At 47.8% G+C, this 26,922-nt stretch carries 43 protein-coding genes and 1 rRNA gene; all 44 read left to right on the top strand.

The genetic code is table 11. From position 1 onward, the window contains the following. Positions 1-168: 168 nt before the first annotated feature. Entirely contained in the window at positions 169-591 is a 423-nt protein-coding gene (gene rpsL, locus EVJ28_RS12065; protein ID WP_012727683.1) for a 30S ribosomal protein S12, read from the top strand. Between the two features lie 45 nt (positions 592-636). Next, the gene (gene rpsG / locus EVJ28_RS12070; protein WP_016508928.1) at positions 637-1,104 is read left to right on the top strand and encodes a 30S ribosomal protein S7; all 468 of its coding nucleotides are present in this window, start codon (positions 637-639) and stop codon (positions 1,102-1,104) included. 116 nt (positions 1,105-1,220) lie between these two features. Then, complete coding sequence (gene fusA, locus EVJ28_RS12075) at positions 1,221-3,299, top strand: elongation factor G (RefSeq protein ID WP_070329247.1); 2,079 nt, start codon at positions 1,221-1,223, stop codon at positions 3,297-3,299. Between the two features lie 114 nt (positions 3,300-3,413). Then, the gene (gene tuf / locus EVJ28_RS12080; RefSeq protein WP_131458638.1) at positions 3,414-4,601 is read left to right on the top strand and encodes an elongation factor Tu; all 1,188 of its coding nucleotides are present in this window, start codon (positions 3,414-3,416) and stop codon (positions 4,599-4,601) included. A gap of 97 nt (positions 4,602-4,698) precedes the next feature. Next, positions 4,699-5,208, top strand: coding sequence for a hypothetical protein (locus tag EVJ28_RS12085; protein ID WP_131458639.1), 510 nt, complete (start codon positions 4,699-4,701; stop codon positions 5,206-5,208). A gap of 380 nt (positions 5,209-5,588) precedes the next feature. Next, positions 5,589-5,897: a 30S ribosomal protein S10 gene (gene rpsJ / locus EVJ28_RS12090; RefSeq protein ID WP_016508894.1), complete on the top strand. Its 309-nt coding sequence runs from the start codon at positions 5,589-5,591 to the stop codon at positions 5,895-5,897. Positions 5,898-5,958: 61 nt separating this feature from the next. Continuing rightward, a complete protein-coding gene (gene rplC / locus EVJ28_RS12095) occupies positions 5,959-6,585 on the top strand; it encodes a 50S ribosomal protein L3 (RefSeq protein WP_016508913.1) in 627 nt (208 codons plus the stop codon). Between the two features lie 28 nt (positions 6,586-6,613). Continuing rightward, complete coding sequence (gene rplD / locus EVJ28_RS12100; RefSeq protein ID WP_016508943.1) at positions 6,614-7,237, top strand: 50S ribosomal protein L4; 624 nt, start codon at positions 6,614-6,616, stop codon at positions 7,235-7,237. Continuing rightward, positions 7,237-7,518 (top strand): 50S ribosomal protein L23, encoded by a 282-nt coding sequence (rplW, locus tag EVJ28_RS12105; protein WP_071398658.1) that lies wholly within the window; start codon positions 7,237-7,239, stop codon positions 7,516-7,518. The genes rplD and rplW overlap by 1 nt, the downstream gene beginning before the upstream one ends. A gap of 34 nt (positions 7,519-7,552) precedes the next feature. Further along, positions 7,553-8,383, top strand: a complete 831-nt coding sequence (rplB, locus tag EVJ28_RS12110) for a 50S ribosomal protein L2 (RefSeq protein ID WP_070329243.1) — start codon at positions 7,553-7,555, stop codon at positions 8,381-8,383. 66 nt (positions 8,384-8,449) lie between these two features. Continuing rightward, the gene (gene rpsS / locus EVJ28_RS12115) at positions 8,450-8,725 is read left to right on the top strand and encodes a 30S ribosomal protein S19 (RefSeq protein ID WP_012727673.1); all 276 of its coding nucleotides are present in this window, start codon (positions 8,450-8,452) and stop codon (positions 8,723-8,725) included. Positions 8,726-8,745: 20 nt separating this feature from the next. Continuing rightward, complete coding sequence (gene rplV / locus EVJ28_RS12120; RefSeq protein ID WP_021066609.1) at positions 8,746-9,078, top strand: 50S ribosomal protein L22; 333 nt, start codon at positions 8,746-8,748, stop codon at positions 9,076-9,078. 13 nt (positions 9,079-9,091) lie between these two features. Beyond that, positions 9,092-9,736 carry a 30S ribosomal protein S3 gene (gene rpsC / locus EVJ28_RS12125; protein WP_035386108.1) on the top strand — a complete coding sequence of 215 codons (645 nt, stop codon included), beginning with the start codon at positions 9,092-9,094 and terminating at the stop codon, positions 9,734-9,736. A 32-nt stretch (positions 9,737-9,768) separates the two neighbouring features. Next, positions 9,769-10,206 (top strand): 50S ribosomal protein L16, encoded by a 438-nt coding sequence (rplP, locus tag EVJ28_RS12130; protein ID WP_016508922.1) that lies wholly within the window; start codon positions 9,769-9,771, stop codon positions 10,204-10,206. Further along, the gene (gene rpmC, locus EVJ28_RS12135) at positions 10,193-10,396 is read left to right on the top strand and encodes a 50S ribosomal protein L29 (protein WP_016508900.1); all 204 of its coding nucleotides are present in this window, start codon (positions 10,193-10,195) and stop codon (positions 10,394-10,396) included. The genes rplP and rpmC overlap by 14 nt, the downstream gene beginning before the upstream one ends. Before the next feature lie 33 nt (positions 10,397-10,429). Next, complete coding sequence (rpsQ, locus tag EVJ28_RS12140) at positions 10,430-10,690, top strand: 30S ribosomal protein S17 (protein ID WP_016508930.1); 261 nt, start codon at positions 10,430-10,432, stop codon at positions 10,688-10,690. A 43-nt stretch (positions 10,691-10,733) separates the two neighbouring features. After that, on the top strand, positions 10,734-11,102 hold the full coding sequence (gene rplN / locus EVJ28_RS12145; protein ID WP_012727667.1) for a 50S ribosomal protein L14: 369 nt from the start codon (positions 10,734-10,736) through the stop codon (positions 11,100-11,102). Positions 11,103-11,139: 37 nt separating this feature from the next. Beyond that, positions 11,140-11,448: a 50S ribosomal protein L24 gene (rplX, locus tag EVJ28_RS12150; protein WP_070329242.1), complete on the top strand. Its 309-nt coding sequence runs from the start codon at positions 11,140-11,142 to the stop codon at positions 11,446-11,448. Between the two features lie 32 nt (positions 11,449-11,480). Then, positions 11,481-12,020: a 50S ribosomal protein L5 gene (rplE, locus tag EVJ28_RS12155; protein ID WP_016508927.1), complete on the top strand. Its 540-nt coding sequence runs from the start codon at positions 11,481-11,483 to the stop codon at positions 12,018-12,020. Positions 12,021-12,038: 18 nt separating this feature from the next. Next, positions 12,039-12,308 (top strand): 30S ribosomal protein S14, encoded by a 270-nt coding sequence (rpsN, locus tag EVJ28_RS12160; protein ID WP_035386110.1) that lies wholly within the window; start codon positions 12,039-12,041, stop codon positions 12,306-12,308. A 31-nt stretch (positions 12,309-12,339) separates the two neighbouring features. After that, positions 12,340-12,738 carry a 30S ribosomal protein S8 gene (gene rpsH / locus EVJ28_RS12165; protein WP_021066614.1) on the top strand — a complete coding sequence of 133 codons (399 nt, stop codon included), beginning with the start codon at positions 12,340-12,342 and terminating at the stop codon, positions 12,736-12,738. Between the two features lie 33 nt (positions 12,739-12,771). After that, positions 12,772-13,311, top strand: coding sequence for a 50S ribosomal protein L6 (gene rplF / locus EVJ28_RS12170; RefSeq protein ID WP_016508938.1), 540 nt, complete (start codon positions 12,772-12,774; stop codon positions 13,309-13,311). A gap of 34 nt (positions 13,312-13,345) precedes the next feature. Further along, positions 13,346-13,708 carry a 50S ribosomal protein L18 gene (gene rplR / locus EVJ28_RS12175; RefSeq protein ID WP_070329241.1) on the top strand — a complete coding sequence of 121 codons (363 nt, stop codon included), beginning with the start codon at positions 13,346-13,348 and terminating at the stop codon, positions 13,706-13,708. Positions 13,709-13,728: 20 nt separating this feature from the next. Further along, positions 13,729-14,229 carry a 30S ribosomal protein S5 gene (gene rpsE, locus EVJ28_RS12180; protein ID WP_016508948.1) on the top strand — a complete coding sequence of 167 codons (501 nt, stop codon included), beginning with the start codon at positions 13,729-13,731 and terminating at the stop codon, positions 14,227-14,229. Between the two features lie 15 nt (positions 14,230-14,244). Further along, positions 14,245-14,430 carry a 50S ribosomal protein L30 gene (gene rpmD / locus EVJ28_RS12185; protein WP_016508937.1) on the top strand — a complete coding sequence of 62 codons (186 nt, stop codon included), beginning with the start codon at positions 14,245-14,247 and terminating at the stop codon, positions 14,428-14,430. A 30-nt stretch (positions 14,431-14,460) separates the two neighbouring features. Further along, on the top strand, positions 14,461-14,901 hold the full coding sequence (rplO, locus tag EVJ28_RS12190; RefSeq protein WP_021066618.1) for a 50S ribosomal protein L15: 441 nt from the start codon (positions 14,461-14,463) through the stop codon (positions 14,899-14,901). Further along, positions 14,901-16,190 carry a preprotein translocase subunit SecY gene (gene secY, locus EVJ28_RS12195; protein WP_070329240.1) on the top strand — a complete coding sequence of 430 codons (1,290 nt, stop codon included), beginning with the start codon at positions 14,901-14,903 and terminating at the stop codon, positions 16,188-16,190. The genes rplO and secY overlap by 1 nt, the downstream gene beginning before the upstream one ends. A 79-nt stretch (positions 16,191-16,269) precedes the next feature. Continuing rightward, on the top strand, positions 16,270-16,920 hold the full coding sequence (locus EVJ28_RS12200) for an adenylate kinase (protein WP_070329239.1): 651 nt from the start codon (positions 16,270-16,272) through the stop codon (positions 16,918-16,920). Further along, positions 16,917-17,675 (top strand): type I methionyl aminopeptidase, encoded by a 759-nt coding sequence (map, locus tag EVJ28_RS12205; RefSeq protein ID WP_131458640.1) that lies wholly within the window; start codon positions 16,917-16,919, stop codon positions 17,673-17,675. Before EVJ28_RS12200 ends, map begins: the two co-directional genes overlap by 4 nt. Positions 17,676-17,780: 105 nt before the next feature. After that, the gene (gene infA / locus EVJ28_RS12210; RefSeq protein ID WP_035386112.1) at positions 17,781-17,999 is read left to right on the top strand and encodes a translation initiation factor IF-1; all 219 of its coding nucleotides are present in this window, start codon (positions 17,781-17,783) and stop codon (positions 17,997-17,999) included. A gap of 30 nt (positions 18,000-18,029) precedes the next feature. Further along, a complete protein-coding gene (rpmJ, locus tag EVJ28_RS12215) occupies positions 18,030-18,143 on the top strand; it encodes a 50S ribosomal protein L36 (protein WP_003156543.1) in 114 nt (37 codons plus the stop codon). A gap of 19 nt (positions 18,144-18,162) precedes the next feature. After that, the gene (rpsM, locus tag EVJ28_RS12220; protein ID WP_035386113.1) at positions 18,163-18,528 is read left to right on the top strand and encodes a 30S ribosomal protein S13; all 366 of its coding nucleotides are present in this window, start codon (positions 18,163-18,165) and stop codon (positions 18,526-18,528) included. A gap of 16 nt (positions 18,529-18,544) precedes the next feature. After that, on the top strand, positions 18,545-18,940 hold the full coding sequence (gene rpsK / locus EVJ28_RS12225) for a 30S ribosomal protein S11 (protein WP_070329238.1): 396 nt from the start codon (positions 18,545-18,547) through the stop codon (positions 18,938-18,940). Positions 18,941-19,032: 92 nt separating this feature from the next. After that, entirely contained in the window at positions 19,033-19,977 is a 945-nt protein-coding gene (locus EVJ28_RS12230; RefSeq protein ID WP_070329237.1) for a DNA-directed RNA polymerase subunit alpha, read from the top strand. Between the two features lie 24 nt (positions 19,978-20,001). Further along, on the top strand, positions 20,002-20,355 hold the full coding sequence (rplQ, locus tag EVJ28_RS12235; protein ID WP_016510776.1) for a 50S ribosomal protein L17: 354 nt from the start codon (positions 20,002-20,004) through the stop codon (positions 20,353-20,355). A 69-nt stretch (positions 20,356-20,424) separates the two neighbouring features. Further along, entirely contained in the window at positions 20,425-21,261 is an 837-nt protein-coding gene (locus tag EVJ28_RS12240; RefSeq protein WP_070329236.1) for an energy-coupling factor transporter ATPase, read from the top strand. Then, positions 21,237-22,115 (top strand): energy-coupling factor transporter ATPase, encoded by an 879-nt coding sequence (locus tag EVJ28_RS12245; RefSeq protein ID WP_131489123.1) that lies wholly within the window; start codon positions 21,237-21,239, stop codon positions 22,113-22,115. The genes EVJ28_RS12240 and EVJ28_RS12245 overlap by 25 nt, the downstream gene beginning before the upstream one ends. Next, entirely contained in the window at positions 22,112-22,903 is a 792-nt protein-coding gene (locus EVJ28_RS12250) for an energy-coupling factor transporter transmembrane component T family protein (RefSeq protein ID WP_070329234.1), read from the top strand. The genes EVJ28_RS12245 and EVJ28_RS12250 overlap by 4 nt, the downstream gene beginning before the upstream one ends. Continuing rightward, positions 22,900-23,640 (top strand): tRNA pseudouridine(38-40) synthase TruA, encoded by a 741-nt coding sequence (gene truA / locus EVJ28_RS12255; protein ID WP_131458641.1) that lies wholly within the window; start codon positions 22,900-22,902, stop codon positions 23,638-23,640. The genes EVJ28_RS12250 and truA overlap by 4 nt, the downstream gene beginning before the upstream one ends. 154 nt (positions 23,641-23,794) lie before the next feature. Further along, entirely contained in the window at positions 23,795-24,232 is a 438-nt protein-coding gene (gene rplM / locus EVJ28_RS12260) for a 50S ribosomal protein L13 (protein WP_016510784.1), read from the top strand. Positions 24,233-24,257: 25 nt separating this feature from the next. After that, positions 24,258-24,650: a 30S ribosomal protein S9 gene (gene rpsI / locus EVJ28_RS12265; protein ID WP_070329232.1), complete on the top strand. Its 393-nt coding sequence runs from the start codon at positions 24,258-24,260 to the stop codon at positions 24,648-24,650. A 142-nt stretch (positions 24,651-24,792) separates the two neighbouring features. Continuing rightward, positions 24,793-25,824, top strand: coding sequence for an Mrp/NBP35 family ATP-binding protein (locus tag EVJ28_RS12270; protein WP_131459124.1), 1,032 nt, complete (start codon positions 24,793-24,795; stop codon positions 25,822-25,824). A gap of 11 nt (positions 25,825-25,835) precedes the next feature. After that, positions 25,836-26,489, top strand: a complete 654-nt coding sequence (locus tag EVJ28_RS12275; protein WP_131459125.1) for a KinB-signaling pathway activation protein — start codon at positions 25,836-25,838, stop codon at positions 26,487-26,489. Positions 26,490-26,858: 369 nt separating this feature from the next. After that, positions 26,859-26,922 (top strand): 16S ribosomal RNA (locus EVJ28_RS12280); the annotation flags it as partial.

Below are 26,922 nucleotides of genomic sequence, written 5' to 3' on the forward strand. Positions count from 1 at the left end.
CGGAAAGGTTTGGCTGCTATTATTGCCACTTTCAAGGTATAACTCACGTTTTTGCGAGGTCATGGAATGCCTACGCCTCGTAAAAGCGTTTCGTTATGACCTTAAATGAACCACCCGGGTCGGTGGGTCTAGAAAATAGCATAATTCAGGAAGGGAGGATCTTCAAAGATGCCTACTATCAACCAGTTAGTCCGTAAAGGACGCAAATCGAAAGTCGTTAAATCTGACTCTCCAGCACTTAACAAAGGTTACAACAGTTTCATCAAGTCACAAACAAACGTGAGCTCACCACAAAAACGTGGTGTTTGTACACGTGTTGGTACAATGACTCCGAAGAAACCGAACTCGGCGTTACGTAAGTATGCCCGTGTTCGTTTGACTAACCAAATCGAAGTGACTGCGTACATTCCAGGTATTGGCCACAACCTTCAAGAGCACAGCGTTGTTCTTATCCGCGGAGGACGTGTAAAAGACTTACCAGGAGTACGTTACCACATCGTTCGTGGTGCACTTGACACTGCAGGTGTGGACGGACGTATGCAAGGCCGTTCTAAATACGGTACGAAACGTCCGAAAGCTGCGAAGAAGTAATTCTCGCAAACTAAACTACTGAAATTTTGAAAGGAGGGTACTCGGATGCGTAAAAACCGTGCAGAACGTCGTGACGTTATCGCAGATCCGATCTACAACTCGAAATTGGTAACTCGCCTCATTAACCGTGTCATGTTAGACGGTAAAAAAGGTACAGCTCAAACTATCATTTACAACGCATTTGGTCTCATCGCTGAACGCTCAGGCAAAGAGCCTATGGAAGTGTTCGAAGAAGCAATGACAAACATCATGCCTGTACTTGAAGTTAAAGCTCGCCGTGTAGGTGGAGCAAACTACCAAGTTCCTGTTGAAGTTCGTCCAGAACGCCGTACGACACTTGGTCTTCGTTACCTCGTGAACTACGCTCGTCTCCGCAACGAGAAGACGATGGAGCAACGTATCGCGAATGAAATCATGGATGCAGCCAATAACACTGGTGCTTCTGTTAAGAGACGCGAAGACATGCATAAGATGGCAGAAGCGAACAAAGCGTTTGCTCACTATCGTTGGTAAGTTAAACGTAAAGACCACTCCACGTCACCAAGCGGTGGCTTAATGGAGTGGCTTTCGGGTATAATCATATCGTGTGCCAGCACACGAAAAACACATGCGGAAGGAGAATACCCAGTATGGCAAGAGAATTCTCCCTAAAGAATACTCGTAACATCGGGATCATGGCTCACATCGATGCCGGTAAAACGACTACAACTGAACGTATTCTTTATTACACAGGTCGTATCCACAAGATTGGTGAAACTCATGAAGGAGCTTCACAAATGGACTGGATGGAGCAGGAGCAAGAGCGTGGAATCACGATCACTTCTGCAGCGACGACTGCACAGTGGAATGGCCACCGTGTAAACATCATCGATACACCTGGACACGTAGACTTCACAGTTGAAGTTGAACGTTCACTCCGTGTACTTGATGGCGCAGTTGCTGTACTTGACGCTCAGTCAGGTGTTGAACCACAAACAGAAACTGTATGGCGTCAAGCGACAACATACGGTGTTCCACGTGTCGTATTCGTCAACAAGATGGATAAGATTGGTGCGGACTTCATGTACTCGGTGAAAACACTTCACGAACGTTTACACGCTAACGCACACCCAATCCAACTTCCAATCGGCGCAGAAGATGAATTCAAAGGAATCATCGACCTCGTCGAAAGAAAGACATACATGTACTCGAACGACCTCGGTACTGACATCGAAGTAACAGAAGGCTTCCCAGCTGATATGGCTGACCAAGCTGAAGAACTTCGTGGTCGCTTGATCGAAGGCGTTGCGGATTACAACGAAGATTTGATGATGAAATACCTCGAAGGCGAAGAGATCTCAATCGAAGAACTCAAAGCTGGTATTCGTCAAGCAACACTTAGCGTTGAATTCTACCCTGTACTTGTAGGTTCGGCCTTTAAAAACAAAGGTGTTCAATTGATGTTGGACGCTGTTGTTGATTACCTCCCATCACCAGTTGATGTCGAGTCAATCAAAGGAATCAACCTCGATACAGAAGAAGAGATCACGCGTGAACCTTCTGACGAAGCGCCGTTCTCGGCACTTGCGTTCAAAGTCATGACTGACCCTTACGTCGGTAAATTGACATTCTTCCGTGTGTACTCTGGTACAGCACAAGCTGGTTCGTATGTGAAGAACTCGACTAAAGGGAAGCGCGAGCGTCTCGGTCGTATCCTTCAAATGCATGCAAACAGCCGTGAAGAAATTCCAATGGTATTTTCTGGTGACATCGCCGCTGCTGTTGGTCTTAAAGATACAACGACTGGTGACACACTTTGCTCAGAGAAAGACAACGTCGTTCTCGAGTCAATGACATTCCCAGAACCGGTTATCTCGGTCGCAATCGAGCCTAAATCGAAAGCAGACCAAGACAAGATGGGTCAAGCCCTCGCGAAACTCGCAGAAGAGGATCCAACTTTCCGCACTGAAACAAACCAAGAGACTGGTCAAACGATCATCTCTGGTATGGGTGAGCTTCACCTTGATATCCTCGTTGACCGTATGCGTCGCGAATTCAAAGTCGAAGCAAACGTCGGTGCACCACAAGTTGCTTACCGTGAGACAATCCGTAGCGCTGCGAAGATCGATTCGAAATTCGTACGTCAATCGGGTGGACGCGGTCAGTACGGTCACGTTGTCGTTGAATTCGAACCGAACGTAGAAGGTGCTGGATTCGAATTTGAGAACAAGATCGTCGGTGGTGTTGTTCCACGTGAATACGTACCGGCTGTTCAAAACGGTATTCAAGAAGCTCTCGAAAACGGTATCCTCGCTGGTTACCCAGTAGTTGACGTTAAAGCTGCCCTCGTCTTCGGATCGTACCACGATGTCGACTCGAACGAGATGGCGTTTAAAGTTGCTGCTTCGATGGCGGTCAAACAACTTAAGGAACAAGCGAAAGCTGTCATCCTTGAGCCAATGATGCGTGTTGAAGTTGTCATCCCAGAAGAATACTTGGGAGACATCATGGGTGACGTCACGTCACGCCGTGGACGCGTAGAAGGTATGGAAGCTCGCGGTAACGCACAAGTCGTTAAAGCGATGATTCCACTTTCGGAAATGTTCGGATATGCAACGTCACTCCGTTCACGTACGCAAGGACGTGGAACGTACTCGATGCACTTCGACCACTACGAAGAAGTACCGAAGTCAATTGCAGAAGAAATCATCAAAAAAGCGAACGGCTAATAACGGTTGTAACGCTGAAATGATTGTTGTAAGCTAAGGAGGACGTATGTTAAAAGTAGCCTACGTCTTCCTAGTTAAATAAAAAATTAATTGTCTATAGAGGAGGAATCTAGAATGGGTAAAGAAAAATTCGACCGTTCTAAACCGCACGTTAACGTTGGTACAATTGGCCACGTCGACCACGGTAAAACAACTTTGACTGCAGCGATTTCAGCTGTACTTTCAAAAGCACAAGGGAAAACAGCTACAAAGTTTGACGCAATCGATGGTGCTCCAGAAGAGCGTGAGCGCGGTATCACAATCGCAACAGCTCACATCGAGTACGAAACTGAAAAACGCCACTACGCACACGTTGACTGCCCAGGTCACGCTGACTATGTTAAAAACATGATCACTGGTGCTGCACAAATGGACGGCGCGATCCTCGTTGTTTCGGCAACAGATGGCCCAATGCCACAAACACGTGAGCACATTCTTCTTTCACGTCAAGTAGGTGTTCCTTTCATCGTAGTATTCATGAACAAAGTTGACATGGTTGACGACGAAGAGCTTCTCGAACTCGTTGAGATGGAAATCCGTGAACTTCTTTCTGAATATGACTTCCCAGGCGACGACCTCCCTGTAATCAAAGGTTCAGCACTTGGCGCGCTTAACGGCGAAGCACAGTGGGAAGAAAAAATCATGGAACTCATGAACGCAGTTGATGAGTACATCCCTGAGCCTGTTCGTGACACGGACAAAGACTTCATGATGCCAGTTGAGGACGTATTCTCAATCACTGGTCGCGGTACTGTAGCGACTGGTCGTGTTGAGCGTGGTGTTCTCCGCGTCAACGACGAAGTTGAAATCGTTGGTCTTACAGAAGAAACTAAGAAAACTGTATGTACTGGTGTAGAGATGTTCCGTAAGCTTCTTGACTATGCTGAAGCTGGCGACAACATCGGTGCTCTTCTCCGTGGTGTATCACGTGAAGACATCGAGCGTGGACAAGTACTTGCTAAACCAGGTACAATCACTCCGCACTCTAAATTCAAAGCTTCAATCTACGTTCTTTCTAAAGAAGAGGGTGGCCGTCACACGCCATTCTTCGCGAACTACCGTCCGCAGTTCTACTTCCGTACAACTGACGTAACAGGTATCGTTCACCTTCCAGAAGGTACTGAAATGGTAATGCCAGGAGACAACATCGAGTTGACGATCGAATTGATTTCTACAATCGCGATCGAAGACGGAACACGTTTCTCAATCCGTGAGGGTGGCCGTACTGTAGGTGCTGGTTCGGTAACAGAAATCGTCGAGTAATCGATGTCTTAAGCAGTCCGCATTTGCGGGCTGCTTTTTTGTTTTTTGAAACGAAATGATAAGATAGGAGATAGGATTGTAGGAAGGAGAATCGACGATGGAAAAGCAAGTGGAGACGCTTTGTCGGTTGAACGGCGTTGCCTGCCGCTTTGGTGGGTCAAGTTTACTCAAGCATCACGGGATCGTCGAGACGGCGCATGACTTGGATCTGTTCGTTGAGCCTGACCAGTTCGAGACGATTGACCGTGTGCTCAGCCGTGCCGGAAAAAAAGAAGAGTCTGATCCGCATGACGAGTATATGACGACGTACTTTGGCGAATATACGTTTGAAGGCCAGGACATCGACGTGATGGCTAGTTTTCGGATGCGTTGTACGGACGGGATTTATACGCATCCTTACATTGAACCGGACGGGAGTTGGATGCATCTTGAAGAGTGGGTCGTCCTCTATTCAGTGATGGGGCGGGGAGAGAAAGTCGACAAGCTGCACGAATACTTTATGACGCACCCGTTCAACAACTCGATTGTGCAATCGTGTCTGAAACGAGCCCCGGCATCGGTCATCGAAGCCGTGACTGAGCAGTTTAAAGAGTATATGAAACGCTAGGAAGAGTTGGCATGGGCCTTCTTTTGAAAAATAGTTCAACAAAAGAAGGAAAAGAACTTGCAAAAGGGTTCGAATCTTGTTACATTAGTGAACGTTGAACAACTCATCAGACATCCGGCACGATCGAAAAAAATCAAATCTTGCATTTGTTTTGCAGATTCGATATAATGATTAAGTGTTTGTGCGAGTGGTGAGAGACTTTACAGCAGAAAATGGGTCCTATCGTTGATTTGCAATGATCGGATGCCTCTGCTGACACAAGCACGCTGCGATGAAGCGGGAGGTTATGACACGCCAGGCAGCTTTGCCATGGCCGGTGTGGAAATTTCCGCTGAGAACTGTCTATTTTTAAAAGTAGGCGACAAAGGAGGGAAACTTACATGGCAAATGAAAAAATCCGTATTCGCTTAAAAGCATACGACCATCGCGTTCTCGATCAATCAGCTGAGAAAATCGTTGAAACTGCGAAACGTTCAGGTGCGAAGGTCTCGGGCCCAATCCCGCTTCCAACTGACAAATCGATCTACACGATCCTTCGTGCGGTCCACAAGTATAAAGATGCTCGTGAACAGTTCGAAATGCGTACACACAAACGCTTGATCGACATCGTTAACCCAACACCAAAAACGGTTGATGCGCTTATGCGTCTCGAATTACCATCAGGTGTTGACATCGAAATCAAACTTTAATTCTTCATATAGTAGATACTAGCCAGAAGAGACAATAATTATTAAACAGGAGGTGTATCTCATGGCTAAAGGAATCTTAGGAACAAAACTTGGTATGACTCAAATCTTCAACGAAGCAGGCGAAGTCGTACCGGTAACAGTAGTTGCTGTCGAAGGAAACGTCGTGCTTCAAGTTAAAACACTTGAAACAGACGGTTACGAAGCAGTTCAACTCGGTTTTGGAGACATCAAAGAATCGCGTCAAAACAAACCGGCAAAAGGTCACGCTGCGAAAGCAAGCGCGACACCTAAGCGCTTCATGAAAGAAATTCGTACTTCAGTAGAAGGATACGAAATCGGTCAAGAGATCAAGGCGGACATTTTCGCTGCAGGTGAATTAGTGGACGTAACAGGTACTTCAAAAGGTAAAGGATTCCAAGGTGCGATTAAGCGTCACGGACAATCACGTGGACCAATGTCCCACGGTTCGCGTTACCACCGTCGCCCTGGTTCAATGGGTCCTGTAGCTCCTAACCGCGTATTTAAAGGGAAGCTTCTTCCTGGTCAAATGGGTGGCGAGCGTAAAACGATTCAAAACCTTGAAATTGTCAAAGTTGACGTGGAACGCGGCCTTGTACTCGTTAAAGGCGCAATCCCAGGCGCTCGTAAATCGAACGTCATCATCAAGACAGCTGTCAAAGGTAACTAATTAACTGCACGGAAAGGAGGAATTACGAATGCCTAAAGTAGCTTTGCTAAACCAAACAGGTTCACAAGTTGGCGAAATCGAATTGGCTGAAGCCATTTTCGGTATCGAACCAAACGAATCAGTACTTTATGACGCGATCGTCATGCAACAAGCATCACGCCGTCAAGGTACTCACGATACGAAAGGTCGCTCGGAAGTACGCGGTGGCGGCCGTAAACCATGGAAACAAAAGGGAACTGGTCGTGCGCGCCAAGGTTCGATCCGCTCACCACAATGGGTTGGTGGTGGAACAGTCTTCGGTCCAACTCCACGTTCATACTCTTACAAGCTTCCTAAAAAAGTTCGTCGTCTTGCACTTCTCTCGGCTTTGTCGTCGAAAGTACAAAACAACGAAATGATCGTCCTCGAAGGCCTTGCTTTCGATGCACCAAAAACAAAAGATATGGTCGCAGTACTTCTTGGCCTATCAGTAGAACGTAAGGCTCTTGTAGTCACAGCGGACTACAATGAGACTATCGCTCTCGCAGCTCGTAACATCCCAGGAGTGACTGTAATCGAGGCAGCAGGCGTTAACGTTCTTGACCTCGTTGCTAACGACAAAGTCATCTTCACTAAAGATGCGGTTGCGAAGGTAGAGGAGGTGCTTGCATAATGGCTCAAGCATACGATATCATCAAACGTCCTATCATCACTGAGCGTTCAGTTAGCCTCATGGAAGCTAACAAATACGTTTTCGAGATCGACGTTAAAGCGACTAAATCACAAGTGAAGCACGCTATCGAAACAATCTTCAACGTGAAAGTTGCTTCGGTAAACACAATGAACATTAAACCGAAAGCGAAACGTGTCGGTCGTCACTCTGGTTACACATCGCGTCGTAAAAAAGCGATCGTAACTCTTGCTGAAGGCAACACAATCGACTTCCTCGGTTAATTTACTACCTTAGAAGAAAAGGAGGGAATCCTCGATGGCAATTAAAAAGTTTAAGCCGACCACTAACGGTCGCCGTAACATGACATCTCTCGACTTTGCAGAGATCACAACGAACCGTCCTGAGAAATCGTTAACTGAAAAGCTTTCGAAAAAAGGCGGTCGTAACAACCAAGGTCGTTTGACTGTACGTCACCAAGGTGGCGGGCACAAACGTAAATACCGTATCATCGATTTCAAACGTAACAAAGATGCTATCATCGGACGCGTTGCTACGATCGAATACGATCCAAACCGTTCAGCTAACATCGCCCTCATCAACTATGCAGATGGTGAGAAACGTTACATCCTCGCTCCTAAGGGCATCAAAGTAGGCATGGAAATCATGTCTGGTCCTGAAGCGGATATCAAAGTGGGGAACGCTCTTCCACTCGTAAACATCCCTGTCGGTACTACTATCCACAACATCGAGCTTAAGCCTGGTAAAGGCGGTCAGCTTGTTCGTGCGGCTGGTGCATCGGCACAAATCCAAGGACGTGACGGCAAGTACGTCATCGTTCGTCTTCAATCAGGTGAATCACGCTTGTTCCTCGGCACTTGCCGCGCGACAATCGGTTCAGTTGGTAACGAAGAACACGAACTTGTAAACATCGGTAAAGCAGGACGTTCACGTTGGTTAGGCAAACGCCCAACAGTACGTGGTTCTGTAATGAACCCAGTTGATCACCCACACGGTGGTGGTGAAGGTCGTGCGCCAATCGGTCGTTCGGGCCCACTTACTCCTTGGGGTAAACCAGCTCTTGGTTACAAAACTCGTAAGAAAAACAAATCGAGCGACATGTACATCCTTCGTCGTCGTAAGAAATAATTATTACATGATTCTTGGGCGGTTCGAAAGAGCCGTTCCCGAATCATTCCAAAGGGAGGTTCTATCATGGGTCGCAGCTTGAAAAAAGGTCCATTCGCAGATCACCATTTGCTCGCTAAAGTTGACAAACTTAACGAATCTGGTGAGAAGCAAGTCATCAAAACTTGGTCACGTCGCTCGACAATCTTCCCAGAATTCATGGGTCACACGTTCGGTGTACACGATGGTCGTAAACACGTACCAGTATTCGTGACAGAAGACATGGTCGGTCACAAACTTGGTGAATTCGCTCCAACACGCACGTATAAAGGTCACGGATCAGACAAGAAAACGAAACGGTAATCTGAGGGGAGGTCAAATCCATGCAAGCTAAAGCATCAGCTAATATGGTCCGTCTTGCTCCTCGCAAAGCACGTCTCGTTGTAGACTTAATTCGCGGGAAACAAGTCGGCGAAGCGCTCTCTGTCCTTGCTCACACGAACAAGGCAGCGTCGCCAATCGTTGAAAAAGTATTGAAGTCAGCGATTGCTAACGCAGAGCACAACTACGATATGAACATTGAGAACCTTGTTGTATCTGAAATTTTCGTCAACGAAGGTCCAACACTCAAACGCTTCCGCCCACGTGCGATGGGTCGCGCAAGTCGTATTAACAAACGCACAAGCCACATTCACATCGTGGTAACTGAGAAATAAGGAGGGATATGTAGTGGGTCAAAAGGTAAATCCGCACGGTTTTCGCGTTGGTGTTATCAAAGACTGGGATTCGCGTTGGTACGCTGAGAAAGACTACGCAGATCTCCTTCATGAAGACTACGTTATTCGTGAATACATCGAAAACAAAATGAAGGATGCTAGTGTGGCTAAAGTTGAAATCGAACGCGCTGCAAACCGCGTAAACATTTCGCTTCACACTGCGAAACCAGGTATGGTCATCGGTAAAGGTGGTTCGGAAATCGAGTCACTCCGTAAAAATATCACAAAGCTTGCTGAAGGCAAACGTGTTCACATCAACGTTGTTGAAGTGAAAAACGCGGATGCAGTCGCTAAGCTTGTTGCTGAGAACATCGCTCGTCAATTGGAAGGCCGTGTGTCATTCCGTCGTGCAATGAAACAGTCAATTCAACGTTCGATGCGCACTGGCATCAAAGGGATCAAAACAGAAGTTTCTGGTCGTCTTGGTGGCGCTGATATCGCTCGTTCAGAGAAGTACTCAGAAGGATCAGTTCCGCTTCATACAATCCGTGCCGACATCGACTACGGAACAGCTGAAGCTGACACAACGTATGGTAAAATCGGAATTAAAGTATGGCTTTACCACGGAGAAGTTCTTCCAACAAAAAACACTAAATAATAAACACTCTTTCAGGAAGGAGGCAACACACTATGTTGTTACCTAAACGCGTGAAATATCGTCGTGTACACCGTGGTAAAATGCGCGGAAATGCAAAACGCGGCACAACAGTACATTTCGGTGAATTCGGTCTCCAATCGCTCGAAGCGAGCTGGATCACAAACCGTCAAATCGAATCAGCACGTATCGCAATGACACGTTATATGAAACGTGGCGGTAAAGTGTGGATCAAGATCTTCCCACACAAACCGTACACTAAAAAGCCTCTCGAAGTTCGAATGGGTTCGGGTAAAGGTGCTCCAGAAGGCTGGGTAGCTGTAGTTAAGCCTGGTAAAGTAATGTTCGAAATCGCGGGTGTATCTGAGGAAGTCGCACGTGAGGCACTTCGCCTTGCAGCGCACAAACTTCCAGTAAAATGTAAGTTCGTGAAACGTGAAGAAAATGGTGGTGATACGAATGAAAGCAACTGATCTCCGTCAATCAACAAATGAAGAGCTCAACGGTAAAGTAGGCGAGTGGAAAGAAGAACTCTTTAACCTTCGTTTCCAATTAGCTACAGGTCAGCTTGAGAATCCTGCTCGTATCCGTGAAGTACGCAAGTCGATTGCGCGTGCTAAAACGATTCTTCGTGAACGCGAACTCGGCATCAACAACGGCTAATCTAATCGGATTATTGAAGAGGAGGTAACACTCATGGAACGCAATAAGCGTAAAGTACTCACTGGACGCGTCGTGTCTGACAAAATGGACAAAACGATCGTCGTTGCAGTTGAAACAAAAGTACGTCATAAGCTTTATGGAAAACGTGTAAACTACACGAAGAAATTTAAAGCGCACGATGAGAACAATGTCGCTAAAGTAGGCGATGTAGTCCGCATCGCGGAAACACGTCCGCTTTCTAAAGACAAACGTTTCCGTCTCGTAACAGTAGTAGAAGAATCAGTAATCATCTAATAACAGTTCGGATCTATAAACATCCGGAGGGAGGTACACTCGCATGATTCAACAAGAATCTCGCTTGAAAGTAGCAGACAACTCTGGCGCGCGTGAACTGTTGACAATTAAAGTCCTCGGTGGTTCAGGTCGTAAGACTGCAAACATCGGTGACATCATCGTCGCGACGGTAAAACAAGCAACACCAGGTGGCGTTGTTAAAAAAGGTGACGTTGTCAGAGCAGTTGTCGTTCGTACAAAACGCGGCGCTCGTCGTAAAGATGGTTCGTACATCCGTTTCGATGAGAACGCAGCAGTCATCATCAAAGATGACAAGAGCCCACGCGGCACTCGGATCTTCGGGCCAGTTGCACGTGAACTTCGTGAAAAAGAATTCATGAAGATCGTTTCGTTGGCACCGGAAGTACTTTAATTTCCAATTTCAATCCTATAAGGAGGTGCGCAAAACGATGCATGTTAAAAAAGGCGATACAGTCCAGGTAATGTCTGGTAAAGATAAAGGCAAGCAAGGGGTTATCCTCAAAGCTATGCCAAGCAAGAACCGCGTAGTCGTCGAAGGGGTTAACGTGATGAAAAAACACGCTAAACCATCACAAGCGAATCCACAAGGCGGTATCCTTGAAATCGAAGCACCAATTCACGTCTCGAACGTCATGCCAATCGACCCTAAAACGGGCAAACCAACTCGCGTTGGTTTCCAAGTAGTCGATGGTAAAAAAGTTCGTGTCGCGAAATCGGGCGAAGTACTCGATAAATAAGAACAACGTGACGAAAGGAGGTCCATTCGACTATGAACCGTTTGCAAGAGAAGTATAAAAGCGACATCGTGAAAGCGATGATGGATAAATTCAACTATGACTCGGTTATGCAAGTGCCACAAGTCGACAAGATCGTCATCAACATGGGTGTAGGTGACGCTGTTTCGAACTCGAAAGCTCTTGACATGGCAGTGGAAGAATTATCAATTCTTTCAGGTCAAAAACCACTCGTAACGAAGGCTAAGAAATCAATCGCTGGTTTCAAACTTCGTGAGGGCATGCCGATCGGTGCGAAAGTAACACTTCGTGGCGAGCGCATGTACGATTTCCTCGACAAATTAGTAACTGTTTCACTTCCACGTGTACGTGACTTCCGCGGTGTATCGAAGAAAGCATTCGACGGACGCGGTAACTACACGCTTGGTGTGAAAGAGCAACTTATTTTCCCTGAAATCGATTACGATAAAGTAACTAAAGTACGCGGTATGGATATCGTTGTTGTTACAACAGCGAACACAGACGAAGAAGCACGTGAATTGCTCACACTTCTCGGAATGCCATTCCAAAAATAATAAAGGGAGGTCGACAACATGGCTAAAAAGTCAATGGTGAATCGCGAGCAAAAACGCGAGAAACTCGTTGCCCAGTACGCTGAGAGACGCGCGCAATTAAAAGCTGAAGGCGACTACATCGGACTCAGCAAATTGCCACGTAACTCGTCACCTGTACGTCTTCATAACCGTTGCCGTATCACAGGTCGTCCACATGGTTACATGGGTAAATTCGGGATCAGCCGTATCAAGTTCCGTGATCTTGCATACAAAGGTCAAATCCCTGGTGTTAAAAAAGCAAGTTGGTAATCCACTAACAGTGTGAAAGGAGGTACATCGCATGGTAATGACAGACCCTATTGCAGATATGCTTACACGTATCCGTAACGCTAACATGGTTCGCCATGAAAAATTGGAGCTTCCAGCTTCTAATATCAAACGTGAGGTTGCAGAGATCCTCAAGCGTGAAGGTTTCATTCGCGATGTTGAATATATCGAGGACGCTAAACAAGGTACACTTCGTCTTTTCCTTAAATATGGAGCAAGCAACGAACGTGTTATCACTGGTCTCAAACGTATTTCGAAACCAGGTCTTCGTGTATATGCAAAAGCAGATGAAGTACCAAAAGTACTCGGAGGACTCGGTATCGCAGTTCTTTCGACATCAAAAGGTCTTATGACTGATAAAGAAGCTCGCCAACAACAAGTCGGCGGCGAAGTGCTCGCCTACATCTGGTAAGTCACTTTTCTAACAAGAACGGAGGTGTAATCAATGTCACGTATTGGTAAAAAACCAGTTACGATTCCAGCTGGCGTTACTGTAACGGTTGCAGAAGGCAACATTGTCACAGTAAAAGGTGCTAAAGGTGAACTTTCGCTTTCAGCTAACCCAGCCTTGGAAGTCAAAATTGAAGAAAACGAACTAACTGTTGTTCGTCCGGATGACTCGAAAGAGAACCGTACGATCCACGGTACGACACGTGCCCTCATTGCCAACATGGTGGAAGGTGTGTCTAACGGGTTCCAGAAAACACTTGAGATCTCAGGGGTTGGTTACCGTGCTGCTAAGCAAGGTAACAAACTCGTCCTCAGCCTCGGTTACTCGCATCCAATCGAGTACGTTGCTGAAGAAGGTATCGAGATCGAAGTTCCTTCAAACACGCAAATCATCGTAAAAGGGATTAGCAAAGAGCGCGTCGGTCACGTTGCAGCTCAAATCCGCTCGTACCGTGCTCCAGAACCTTACAAAGGTAAAGGTGTTCGTTACTCTGATGAACGTATTCGCCGTAAAGAAGGTAAGACTGGTAAGTAATTCGTCACGAAATGAACGGAAAGGAGTGGCATAAATGATCACAAAAGCAGATAAAAATGCAGTTCGTAAGAAACGTCATGCTCGTGTACGTCGTACGATCACCGGGACGGCAGCTCGTCCACGTTTGAACGTATTCCGTTCGAGCAAGAACATCTACGTACAACTTATCGATGACGCGTCACAAACAACGCTTGTGTCAGCATCTTCGAAAGATAAAGCACTCGATCTTACAAACGGCGGCAACGTTGAAGCAGCGAAAGCTGTTGGTAAACTTGCAGCTGAACGTGCACTCGAGAAAGGTATCGACACTGTTGTGTTCGACCGTGGTGGATACCTCTATCATGGCCGCGTCAAAGCTGTTGCAGAAGCAGCTCGTGAAGCGGGTCTTAAATTCTAACAAAAAGGAGGGGACACTCGATGCGCCAGTTAGACGTTAACATGGAACAACTTGAAGAACGCGTTGTTACCGTAAACCGCGTCGCGAAAGTTGTGAAAGGTGGCCGTCGCTTCCGTTTCGCCGCTCTCGTAGTCGTAGGTGACAAAAATGGTCACGTCGGTTTCGGTACAGGTAAGGCACAAGAGGTGCCAGAAGCGATCCGCAAGGCTATTGAAGCCGCTAAGAAAAACATGGTTCAAGTACCAATGGTTGGTACAACAATTCCACACGAAATCACAGGAGTATACGGAGCAGGTCGTGTATTCATGAAACCTGCTTCTGAAGGTACTGGGGTTATCGCCGGTGGTCCAGTTCGTGCAGTGCTCGAACTTGCAGGTGTAGGTGACATCCTTTCGAAATCGCTTGGATCAAACACACCGATCAACATCGTCCGTGCGACGGTCAAAGGCTTGACAGAGCTTAAAAAAGCAGAGGAAGTTGCTAAACTACGCGGTAAAAGCGTAGAAGAACTTCTTAAATAAGGGAGGGAACTAGACATGGCGAAACTCGCAATCACCCTCACACGCAGCACAATCGGTCGTCCCGAGGATCAGCGTGTAACAGTACGTACACTTGGTCTTCGCAAAATGCATCAAACCGTCGTTGTCCCTGACAACGTCGCGATGCGTGGTATGATCAAAAAAGTGTCGCACCTTGTGACTGTAGAAGAAATTAACGAATAATATCGATTTTAATAATAAGGAGGTGCCACTATGAAACTCCATGAATTGAAGCCAACTCCAGGTTCGCGTCACGAACGCAACCGTGTCGGTCGCGGTATGGCGACTGGTAACGGTAAAACTTCTGGCCGTGGACATAAAGGTCAAAAAGCTCGTTCAGGCGGTGGCGTTCGTCCAGGGTTCGAAGGTGGACAAAACCCACTTTACCGTCGTCTTCCAAAACGCGGTTTCAACAACCCTACTCGTAAAGAGTATGCAGTTGTTTCCCTAGACACGCTTAACCGTTTCGAAGCAGGTACTGAAGTCACTCCAGAACTCTTAATCGAGACTGGTGTCGTCAGCTCTGCTAAAGACGGAATCAAAGTACTTGCTAACGGCAAGCTTGAAACAAAATTAACTGTTAAAGCCAACAAATTCTCGGGTGCAGCGAAAGAAGCGATCGAAGCAGCTGGCGGTTCAGTTGAGGTGATCTGATGTTTCAGACGATCTCCAATATGTGGCGCGTGAAAGATATTCGACAGCGTATTCTCTTCACACTCGCAATCATCATCATTTTCCGCATCGGGGCCCATATCCCGGTGCCGATGGTGAATACGGATGTGTTGCGTTTTGACTCAGGAGGTCTACTCGACTTCTTGAACTTGTTTGGAGGAAATGCTTTACAGAACTTCTCCCTGTTCGCTATGGGGATCATGCCGTACATCACGGCATCGATCGTTGTACAACTTTTACAAATGGACGTCGTTCCGAAGTTTGCCGAATGGGCAAAACAAGGCGAGTCCGGGCGTAAGAAGCTAGCGACGGTCACGCGCTATGGGACGATCATGTTAGGGTTTGTCCAAGCGACATCACTGTCGTTCGGATTTAACCGCCTCTACCCAGGTCTCGTCAATGAGACGTGGGGAACGGCAACCTACTTCGTGATCGCGATTGTACTTACTGCAGGTACGGCGTTCTTGATGTTCCTCGGTGAGATGACAACGGAGAAAGGTGTCGGGAATGGTATTTCCGTCATCATCTTCGCGGGTATCATCGCTGGGTTCCCAAGAATCTTCACGCAGATTTACGAGACGAAGCTCCAAAATGCTGGAGACGCGTTATTCATTAACATCGTTTACTTGGCTGTGCTATTGCTCGTTATTCTTGCTGTGACGGTTGGAATCATTTATGTTCAACAAGCGGCACGTAAGATTCCGATTCAATACGCGAAGCGCACGGCGAACCGTACCCCTGTGGGCGGTCAGTCGACGCACTTGCCAATCAAGCTAAACGCTGCTGGTGTCATCCCGGTCATCTTCGCGATTTCCTTCATGGTGACACCGCCAACTGTTGCAAGCTTCATTGCTTCTCCGGAAACGACGCAGAAGTTGCAGACTTACTTCGATACGACATCTCCAATCGGAATGTCAATCTACGTAGCGCTCATCATCGCGTTCGCTTACTTCTATACATTTATTCAGGTCAACCCAGAGCAAATGGCAGAAAATCTGCAGAAGCAAGGTGGCTATATTCCTGGGATTCGTCCTGGGGCGCAAACAGAACAGTACATCACGAAGTTGCTCTATCGATTGACTTTCTTCGGAGCGATTTTCCTATCGCTCGTAGCGATCATGCCGACAATCTTCATTAAGCTTGCCGGTCTCCCAACTTCGGTGCAAATCGGAGGGACGAGCTTGTTGATCGTAATCGGGGTAGCCCTCGAAACGATGAAACAAATCGAAAGTCAACTCGTAAAACGACACTACAAAGGCTTTATCCGTTAAAGCGGAAGGAAGGGCTCTCCCTTCCTTCCTGTCGTGTTTACGAACCGTTCGTGAAAATCAAAACTGGAGGCTAACTGAGATGAATCTAGTACTCATGGGCTTACCGGGTGCAGGGAAAGGGACTCAAGCGGCTAAAATCGTCGAAGAGTACCAAATCCCACACATTTCGACAGGCGACATGTTTCGTGCGGCAATCAAAGGCGGAACGCCACTTGGGAAAGAAGCTAAATCGTTCATGGATAAAGGTGAACTCGTACCGGATGAGGTAACAATCGGAATCGTACGTGAACGCTTGAGTCAAGATGATACGAAAAATGGCTTTTTACTCGATGGATTCCCGCGTACTGTTGCTCAAGCAGAGGCACTCGAAAGTTTGCTTAAAGATTTGGGGAAACAGATCGACCACGTCGTCAACATTGATGTGGCTGCGGAAATTCTCGTTCCGCGTTTGACAGGTCGTTGGATCTGCCCGACGTGTGGAGCGACATATCATGTGATCTTCAATCCACCAAAAGTGGAAGGCATCTGTGATGTGGATGGGTCGGCACTCATGCAACGTGAAGACGATAAAGAGGAAACGGTTCGCCGTCGCCTTGACGTCAACATCGAGCAATCGAAACCACTTATTGACTTTTATGCAGAAAAAGGGTATCTTCGTACATTGGATGGAGATCGTCCAATCGATGTCGTTTATGCCGATGTTAAAGCGTTACTCGGTGATACTGAATGATCATCACGAAGACGCCTCGAGAAATTGCGATTATGCGTGAGGCTGGGCAAATTGTTGCTCGAACGCACCAGGTGCTCAAAGAGCACATCAAACCAGGTATTACGACGCTAGAGCTCGACCGGATTGCGGAAGATTACATTCGCAGCCAAGGTGCGACACCGTCGTTCAAAGGCTACAACGGTTTTACCGGTAGTGTTTGCGCTTCAGTGAACGAAGAACTTGTTCATGGAATTCCCGGAGAACGGGTGTTGAACGATGGAGATATCATCTCGATCGACATCGGTGCCCACTATAACGGATACCATGGAGATTCCGCTTGGACTTATCCAGTGGGAACAATCTCAGAAGAGACACAGCGGTTGCTTGACGTAACCGAAGAAAGTCTGTATAAAGGATTGGAGCACGCCAAGGCTGGACTGCGATTGACAGACATCTCGCATGCGATTCAAGCGTATGTTGAATCGCATGAGTTTTCTGTCGTCCGTGAATATGTCGGTCATGGTGTCGGTCAAAATTTGCATGAAGAACCGCAAATTCCGCACTATGGTCCACCGGGGAAAGGGCCGCGCCTAAAGACTGGGATGACGTTAGCCATTGAACCAATGGTCAACGCTGGTCAACGCTATGTTCGAACGCTGGCTGACAACTGGACAGTTGTGACAGTGGACGGTAGCATGTGCGCCCACTTTGAGCACACCATCGCCATCACAGACGATGGATACGAGGTTTTAACGAAACTCGATTCCGGTGAATGAGGCTCTATTGTTGCGTGCTGATCCGTTATGGATCCTTCTCTCACAGTACTGTACAATAGATCGTCTGTGCTCCTAAATATCTTCATATAGAAAGGGGAATAAATGATGGCGAAACAAGATGTCATTGAAGTGGAAGGCACTGTTATCGAACCACTTCCAAACGCAATGTTTAAAGTGGAGTTAGAAAACGGCCACACGGTGCTCGCGCACGTCTCAGGGAAAATTCGGATGCACTACATTCGAATCCTTCCAGGCGACCGCGTAACTGTCGAGTTGTCTCCGTACGACTTGACTCGCGGGCGAATCACGTACCGTTATAAGTAACTCCGATTTTTCCAGGAGGAGGGTATAATCATGAAAGTAAGACCGTCGGTAAAACCGATCTGCGAAAAATGTAAAGTTATTCGCCGTAAAGGAAAAGTAATGGTAATTTGCGAAAACCCGAAACACAAACAAAAACAAGGTTAATCTAAGAGGAGGTGCACACATGGCACGTATTGCTGGTGTAGATATTCCGCGCGAAAAACGTATCGTTATTTCGCTCACATACATCTTTGGTATTGGTAAAACAAAAGCACAAGAAATCTTGAAGACTGCAAACGTATCTGAAGATTCACGCACACGTGATCTTACAGAAGACGAAATCAACCGCATCCGTGAAGCAATTGACGGAATTAAAGTTGAAGGTGACCTTCGTCGTGAAGTTTCACTCAACATTAAGCGTTTGATCGAGATCGGCGCCTATCGCGGTGTCCGTCATCGCCGTAGTCTCCCTGTTCGCGGACAAAACACGAAGAACAACTCGCGTACTCGTAAAGGCCCACGCCGTACAGTAGCGAACAAGAAGAAGTAAAGGAGGGAATTGAACAATGGCGAAACGTAAGCAAAATGTACGTTCAAAACGTAAAGTCAAAAAGCATATTGAAGTCGGTGTGGTACACATCCGTTCTACATTCAACAACACAATCATCACAATCACTGACACGCAAGGTAACGCGATCTCATGGGCTACTTCTGGTAACCTTGGATTTAGAGGATCACGTAAATCGACACCGTTCGCAGCACAATTGGCTGCTGAAACTGCAGCGAAAGTTGCAATGGACAACGGTATGCGTACAGTAGAAGTTAACGTTAAAGGTCCTGGTGCTGGACGTGAAGCGGCAATCCGTGCCCTCCAAGCTACTGGTCTTGAAGTAACTGCAATCCGTGACGTAACACCTGTTCCGCACAACGGTTGCCGCCCTCCAAAACGTCGCCGCGTATAATCGTTTGTGCGTGTGATGGGCTTACCTAGCACGAACAACATATACAATGCAGCGCAAGCTGCGTGGCAGGATACACTCAAGGAGGGGTTCAGATGATCGAGATTGAAAAACCAAAGATCGAAACGGTCGAAATCAGCGAGGATGCTACGTTTGGTAAATTCGTGGTGGAACCGCTTGAACGTGGATATGGCACTACTCTCGGCAACTCACTGCGTCGAATTTTATTGTCATCGCTTCCTGGTGCAGCGATTACGGCGGTTCAAATCGATGGCGTGCTTCACGAGTTCTCAACGATTGACGGAGTCGTCGAAGACGTCACCCAAATTGTTTTAAACCTCAAGAAGTTAGCGCTCAAAGTGTACTCGGAAGAAGAGAAAACGCTTGAGATTAACGTTTCAAGTGCCGGTGCTGTCACTGCGGCAGACATTACCCATGATAGCGACGTTGAAATCTTGAATCCTGAGCTCCACATCGCGACTCTCGCTGACAATGCGACGCTTCGCATGCGTTTGACTGCTCGCCGTGGTCGTGGTTACGTCCAGGCAGAAGATAACAAACGTGATGATATGCCGATTGGTGTCATTCCAATCGATTCGATCTATACACCGATTCAACGCGTGAACTACGAAGTAGACAAAACACGTGTCGGTCAAGATGCTAGCTTCGATAAGCTTCTATTAGACGTGTGGACAGATGGTTCAATCCGTCCGGAAGAAGCAGTATCGCTTGGAGCGAAAATTTTGACAGAACACTTGAATATCTTTGTTGGTTTGACTGACGAAGCTCTCAACGCAGAAATTATGGTCGAGAAAGAAGAAGACCAAAAAGAAAAAGTACTTGAAATGACGATCGAAGAACTCGATCTCTCAGTTCGTTCGTACAACTGCTTGAAGCGCGCCGGCATCAACACTGTTCAAGAACTCGCAAACAAATCAGAGGAAGAGATGATGAAAGTCCGTAACCTCGGACGTAAATCACTCGAAGAAGTTCAACTCAAGTTGGACGAGCTCGGTTTGGGCTTGCGTAAAGAAGACTAAGTTCAACCGAAGGAGGGAAATGTAATGGCTTATTCGAAACTTGGCCGTACAAGCTCGCAACGCAAGGCTCTTTTGCGTGATCTTGCAACTGACCTTATTATCAACGAGCGCATTCAAACAACTGAACAAAAAGCGAAAGAACTTCGCCCAGTCGTTGAAAAATTAATCACTCTTGGAAAACGTGGCGATCTTCATGCCCGTCGTCAAGTAGCTTCATTCGTTCGCAAAGAGAGCGCTGGAGAGAAAAACGCAATCCAAAAATTGTTCGAAGACGTGGCACCACGCTACGCTGAACGTCAAGGTGGATACACACGCATCATGAAAGTCGGCCCACGCCGCGGTGACGGTGCGGAAGTCGTAATCATCGAACTCGTCTAATTCATTAGGCAGTCAACAGGGCATGCGGTCACGTATTGCCCTGTTTCCACATCGGAAAGGAGTCGACAGATGGAATCTCAAATTATGGTACGCGATGTCGTGTTTCGTTACCCGGGACAAACCGAGCCAGCCTTAGACGGGTTGTCACTCGATGTATACAAAGGGGAATGGCTCGCCATCGTTGGCCATAATGGTTCCGGCAAGTCGACTTTGACGAAGTTGTGGAACGGGCTTTTGCTTCCTCAGGAAGGAGAGGTCCGGGTTGAGACGCTCGATCCGACGGACGCCACAGACGTGTGGGACGTTCGTAAACGGATCGGTGTCGTCTTCCAAAATCCCGACAATCAGTTTGTCGGGGCGACCGTGCGCGATGATGTGGCGTTCTCTCTCGAAAACATGGGACTTCCACGTCAAGAAATGGTTCGTCGAATTGATGACAGTCTAGCGCGCGTTGGATTATCGGAACTAGCGGACCGTGAACCGCATCAGTTATCCGGTGGACAAAAGCAGCGTGTTGCGATTGCTTCGGCTCTCGCAATGCGCCCGCATGTCCTCGTGCTCGATGAAGCTACCTCGATGCTCGACCCGATTGGGCGTAAAGAGGTGTTACAAACGGTACAACAGCTCGTCTCAGAAGGGATGACCGTTGTCGCCATTACACACGAGCTCGACGAAGTGTTGTTTGCCGACCGTATCATTGCCCTGTCTAAAGGGAAAATTGCAATGACCGGTACACCAGAAGACGTGTTTAGAAATCCGGAAGCGTTACGTGCCATCCAATTGGATGTGCCGTTTATCGTACGGATGCAACTCGAACTGAAGGAACGGGGCATACCACTCGATCGTCTGATGCTACAACATTCGGAGTTGGTGAACCATCTATGCCGATTAGCATTGAAGAAGTGACATACCTTTATCAATTGAATACTCCGTTTGAACGAACCGCGCTGCGCGATGTGAATGTATTTATTCCGTCGGGGGCGCTTGTTGCGTTTCTTGGCCATACCGGCTCTGGGAAATCGACACTCGTTCAGCACATGAACGGCTTACTGCGACCGACAAAAGGTCGTGTCGTCGTGGATGACATTACAGTACGTGCGATTACGAAGCGTCGCGATAAAAAGCAAAGTTTGCTTCCGCTTCGGCGCCGCGTTGGGCTCGTCTTTCAGTATCCCGAGCATCAACTGTTTGAAGAGACGGTCGAACGCGACGTGATGTTTGGTCCCCGCAACTTCGGTGCGACGGAGGCCGAGTCGAAAGAACGGGCCCATGCGGCCCTGCGCCTTGTCGGTCTCGATGAAACGTTATGGGACCGTTCCCCGTTCGATTTGTCGGGCGGACAGATGCGACGCGTCGCGATTGCGGGCGTGCTCGCGAGCCGTCCGGACGTCTTAGTCGTCGATGAACCGACGGCAGGACTCGACCCGCTCGGCCGTCAAGACATGCTGGCACTGTTTAAACGTTTAAAAGAAGAACTCGACTTGACGCTCATCCTCGTCTCGCATGACATGGATGACGTGTTGACGTATGCGGAACGTGTCGTCGTCATGGAACAAGGACAAGTCGCTTTCGACGGTGACCCGTTCGAACTGTTCAAGGACGAGTCACTCGTTCGCTCGTTGCAACTCGACATCCCGAACGTGCTTCGGCTCGCGCTTGAACTCGCACCGACGTTCGGAGTCGAGCCTCCATCCCTTCGGACGGAAGTCGAACTAGCGGACTGGATTGCGGCCGAGTTGAGAAAGGGGGGAGCCATATGATCATCGGGCAATACATTCCCGGTCATTCATGGCTGCACACACTTGACGCTCGGGCCAAAACGTTGTTCATCCTTGGGTTTATTCCAGTCGTCTTCTTGGCCGACAATTTGTGGACGAACGTGTTTTTACTCGCGTTCACGTTATTCGCGGTCAAATTGTCTCAGTTGTCATGGCGCTATTTATGGAACGGGTTGAAAATGATTTTATTTTTGATCGTGTTCACACTCCTGTTGCAACTGTTCTTCAATCGGGAAGGGACGTTGCTCGTTTCACTCGGTCCGTTCTCGATTTACTCGGAAGGGGTGAGGATGGGCTTGATCGTCTCGCTCCGTTTCTTCTATCTCGTCATGTTGACGACGCTCGTCACCTTGACGACGACGCCGATGGAACTGACCGATTCGATTGAAGCCGGTCTTCGTCCACTCGAACGCATACGAGTGCCGGCACACGAGATCGCCCTGATGCTGTCCATCTCGCTTCGTTTCTTGCCGACGCTAGCCGACGAGACGGATCGCATCATGAAGGCGCAACAGGCGCGAGGCGTCGATTTAAAGAGTGGTCCGATTAAAGATCGGCTAAAAGCGGTCGTCCCGCTCATGATCCCATTGTTCGTGTCCGCGTTTAAGCGGGCTGAGGACCTTGCCACGGCGATGGAAGCCCGCGGGTACCGTGGGGGTGAAGGGCGGACGAGGTGGCGTGAGATGACGTGGGAACGGCGCGACACAGGATTGTTGATCGTTTTCGTCTGCTTGACACTCATATTGATTGGATTGCGAGGGATAGGATGAGACGGGTTAAATTGACGATTGCTTATGATGGGACGAATTATGCGGGCTATCAAGTCCAGCCGAACGGCAATACGGTTCAGGCCGAAGTCGAGACGGTTCTTGCGAGGATGCATGGTCAGGCGGTGAAAGTCGTCGCTTCTGGGCGGACAGACGCCCGTGTTCACGCTAAAGGTCAGGTCATCCACTTCGATACGCATTTATCAATGCCGGCAGATCGCTTCGTCAAAGCGTTGAACGCGATGTTGCCAGATGATATCCTTGTTTGTTCGGCCGAAGAAGTAGATGTTTCTTTCCATGCCCGCTATGGTGCGAAACGGAAAGAGTATCGTTACTTCATTCGCACTGACGTCGATCCGTTCCGCCGCCACCATGTCGTGACGGTGACGTATGCGCTTGACCGGGAACGGATGCGTCAAGCGCTCCGGTCACTCGTCGGAACACATGATTTCACTTCGTTTTCGGTGACGAAGTCAGAAGTGGTGGACCGTGTCCGCACGATTTATGAAGCGGAACTTGTTGAGGCGGGAGACGAAATGTACTTTCGCTTCGTCGGATCCGGCTTTCTGTATAACCAAGTCCGGATTATGGTCGGTACGTTAATGGAGGTTGGCAGAGGGAAGTATGAACCGGCCGATGTGAGTCGAATGCTCGCGGCGAAAGACCGCCGCAGTGCTGGGATTACGGCTCCACCGCACGGTCTATATTTATGGAATGTGAATTATAAAAAAGTAGATTGACATTCCCCTTGTAAAAACGTATCATATTCATTGGCATTTCATTTTCACATTGAGAGATGAACCACAATCTTAGCCCCGTAAACTAGGATTATGATAAAGCATCAAACAAGCATTAAAAAAATCAAATGAACAGACATTTTAGGAGGTATTCCACATGCGCACGACATTCATGGCTAAAGCATCTGAAGTAGAACGCAAATGGCACCTTATCGATGCAGAAGGCAAAACACTCGGTCGTATGACTAGTGAAGTAGCATCACTTCTTCGCGGTAAGCACAAGCCAACTTTCACACCACACGTTGATTGCGGAGACCACGTCATCATCATCAACGCTGAGAAAGTCAAATTGACTGGTAACAAACTGAACGACAAGATGTACTACCGTCATTCAGGTCATCCAGGCGGCTTGAAATCACAAACTGCAAAAGAGCTTCTTGCAAAACGCCCAGAGCGTATGCTTGAACTCGCGATCAAAGGGATGCTTCCAAAAGGATCACTCGGTCGTCAACAATTCACTAAACTCCACGTTTACGCTGGAGCTGAGCACAACCACGAAGCACAAAAACCAGAAGTTTACGAACTTCGCGGTTAATCGGGACACAAGGAGGAACTAAACGATGGCAGATGTACGTTACTACGGAACTGGCCGCCGCAAGCACTCGGTGGCTCGTGTTCACCTCGTTGCAGGTGACGGCAAAGTTGTTGTAAATGGCCGTGATATTTCAGAATACTTCGGTCATGAGACTTTGATCATGATGGCAAAATCACCACTCGTATTGACTGAAACAGAAGGTAAATACGATATCATCGTTAACGTTAACGGTGGTGGATTCACTGGACAAGCTGGAGCGATTCGCCACGGCGTATCACGTGCGCTTCTTCAAGCGGACCCAGAATTCCGTCCAAGCCTCAAAGAAAAAGGCTTCTTGACTCGTGACGCACGTATGAAAGAGCGTAAAAAATACGGTCTTAAAGCAGCACGTCGCGCACCACAGTTCTCGAAGCGTTAATCTTCGAAAAGTTTGGTCTAAACTCTTCGCCCTTTATGGGCGGAGAGTTTTTTTGTTGCTCGAGAAATAGTTAGTTTTCGTTCCCTCAAGAAAACGCTTTTTTTGATATACTGTTATCGAGACAGAAATTAGGGGGAATGACATGCTTACAGTAGAACAAGTTCGTGAAGAATTAGCAGTATTGGTCGATCCGACGATCAACCGTACGCTTGGAGATACAGCTGGCGTGAAAGACGTCCGAATTAAAGAAGACTATGTCAGCGTGAAAGTGGCGCTCGGTCAGACCGGGAGCGGGGAACAGCTTCAGCTGCAACAAGAGATCGTCACATTGTTGAAAGGAAAAGGCTTTAAGACGGTCGGCCTTCGTTTCGAAGCGCTAAATGACGAAAGTTTAAAAGAAGCGACAAAACCGGCTATCCTTCGTGAAAACTCAGGAACGACGTTCATAGCAATCGCTTCAGGAAAAGGCGGCGTCGGGAAGTCGACGGTGTCGGTCAACTTGGCGGTCGCGTTAGCACGTGCCGGTAAAAGGGTCGGCTTGATCGATGCAGATATTTACGGGTTCAGTGTCCCGGACATGCTCGGGATTGAAGAACGTCCCGTCGTCCGAGGTGAAAAGATCATCCCGGTCGAGCGGTTCGGGGTAAAAGTCATCTCGATGGGCTTCTTCGTCGAAGACAATGCGCCGGTCATCTGGCGCGGACCGATGCTCGGGAAGATGCTCAACAACTTCTTCAATGATGTGGAGTGGGGCGACCTCGACTACTTGTTGCTCGATTTACCGCCAGGGACAGGTGACGTCGCGCTTGATATCCACTCGATGCTCCCGTCATGCCAGGAGTTGATTGTAACGACACCTCACGCGACCGCTGCGTTCGTCGCGGCTCGAGCGGGTGCGATGGCAATCAAGACGAACCATAAAGTACTCGGAATCATTGAGAATATGGCGTACTTCGAGAGCAAGGTAACGGGCGAGAAAGAATACGTCTTCGGTTACGGCGGCGGCGAAAAATTATCAGAAGCGCTCAAGAGTAAACTGCTCGCGCAAATCCCGCTCGGTCAGCCGTATGACAATGAAGACGACTTTGCGCCTTCGGTCTACCGGGACGGGCATCCGTTTGAGAAAACATATGATGAATTGGCGCAATCGGTCATTCAACAAATAGAAGGGTGAATGGTTAGCAGATGAAAGTACAAGGTTTTTTACGTTTGTTTTGGACGACACTCGTTTTCGGGACGCTATTTGGGTTCCTGATGAATTTACTCGCCAATCCGGGTTATTTGGTCAGTCAGTCGTGGGAAGCGATTGTGACGGCACTCAGTTACTCGAGTACGTGGACGGGAATCAGTATGATGGGTTTTTTTGCCTACTTGATCGTCCACCGTGTCGGCTTGGATTTATTCCGCGGAGCGAAACTGTGGAATCGAGTTCAAGTGGTCTTGATCATATTCGCGTTATTTGACGCGGTCTATCTGCGCATGCTCGCATTTGGCAATGATCACATGTGGCGTTATATCGGAGAGATGCTCGTCCTAGTCGTCGTGTCGTGGATTGTAGCGACGAGCAAGGCGAGACAGACGAACGCGAGTGCATTTATCCCGACGCTCTTCTTGATGATCGTCATTACGTTGATCGAGTGGATTCCGGCACTGCAAGCGACAGATGAGATCGCTCTTCTATGGCCGGCACTTGCGACGCTCGTGTTCGCCAACGCTTATCAAGTGTTGATGCTTCATCGCTTCCAAGCGCCAGCGCACGGTGAAGCAGTATCAAAATCGAATAGTGGTCCTAAAGAGTCATTAAAGGCGAAGAAACGCGTCTCGTCTAAATCGTCGTAATGTTCTCTTGCCAGTGATGAGCTCAGGTGATTTCGCCTGAGCTTTTCCATTGGTTAAGAAGGGAGTCCACGGTCAATTTAAGCGTATCGAAATAAATTTTGAAGCAATCAAAGTTTTTTTAGAAAAACAGTTGACGAATAGTATAGGCACTGATATATTAATAAACGTCGCTGCTGTTCAAATTTGAGCAACAGAAAAAAGTGAAAAAAATAATAAAAAACGGTTGACTTTAAAAAGTGAACTCGCTATTATTAAAAAGTCGCTAACACGACAACATTTGGTCTTTGAAAACTGAACGATGAGGCAAAAAAAGTTTTACAAGTTTTGATTGAAGCGCAAGCTTCGTCATTTTCAAGAGCTATATCAAATTCTTTGGAGAGTTTGATCCTGGCTCAGGACGAACGCTGGCGGCGTGCCTAATACATGCAAGTCG

This window comes from Exiguobacterium sp. SH3S3 (assembly GCF_004337115.1).
In the GTDB taxonomy this organism is placed as follows: domain Bacteria; phylum Bacillota; class Bacilli; order Exiguobacteriales; family Exiguobacteriaceae; genus Exiguobacterium; species Exiguobacterium aurantiacum_A.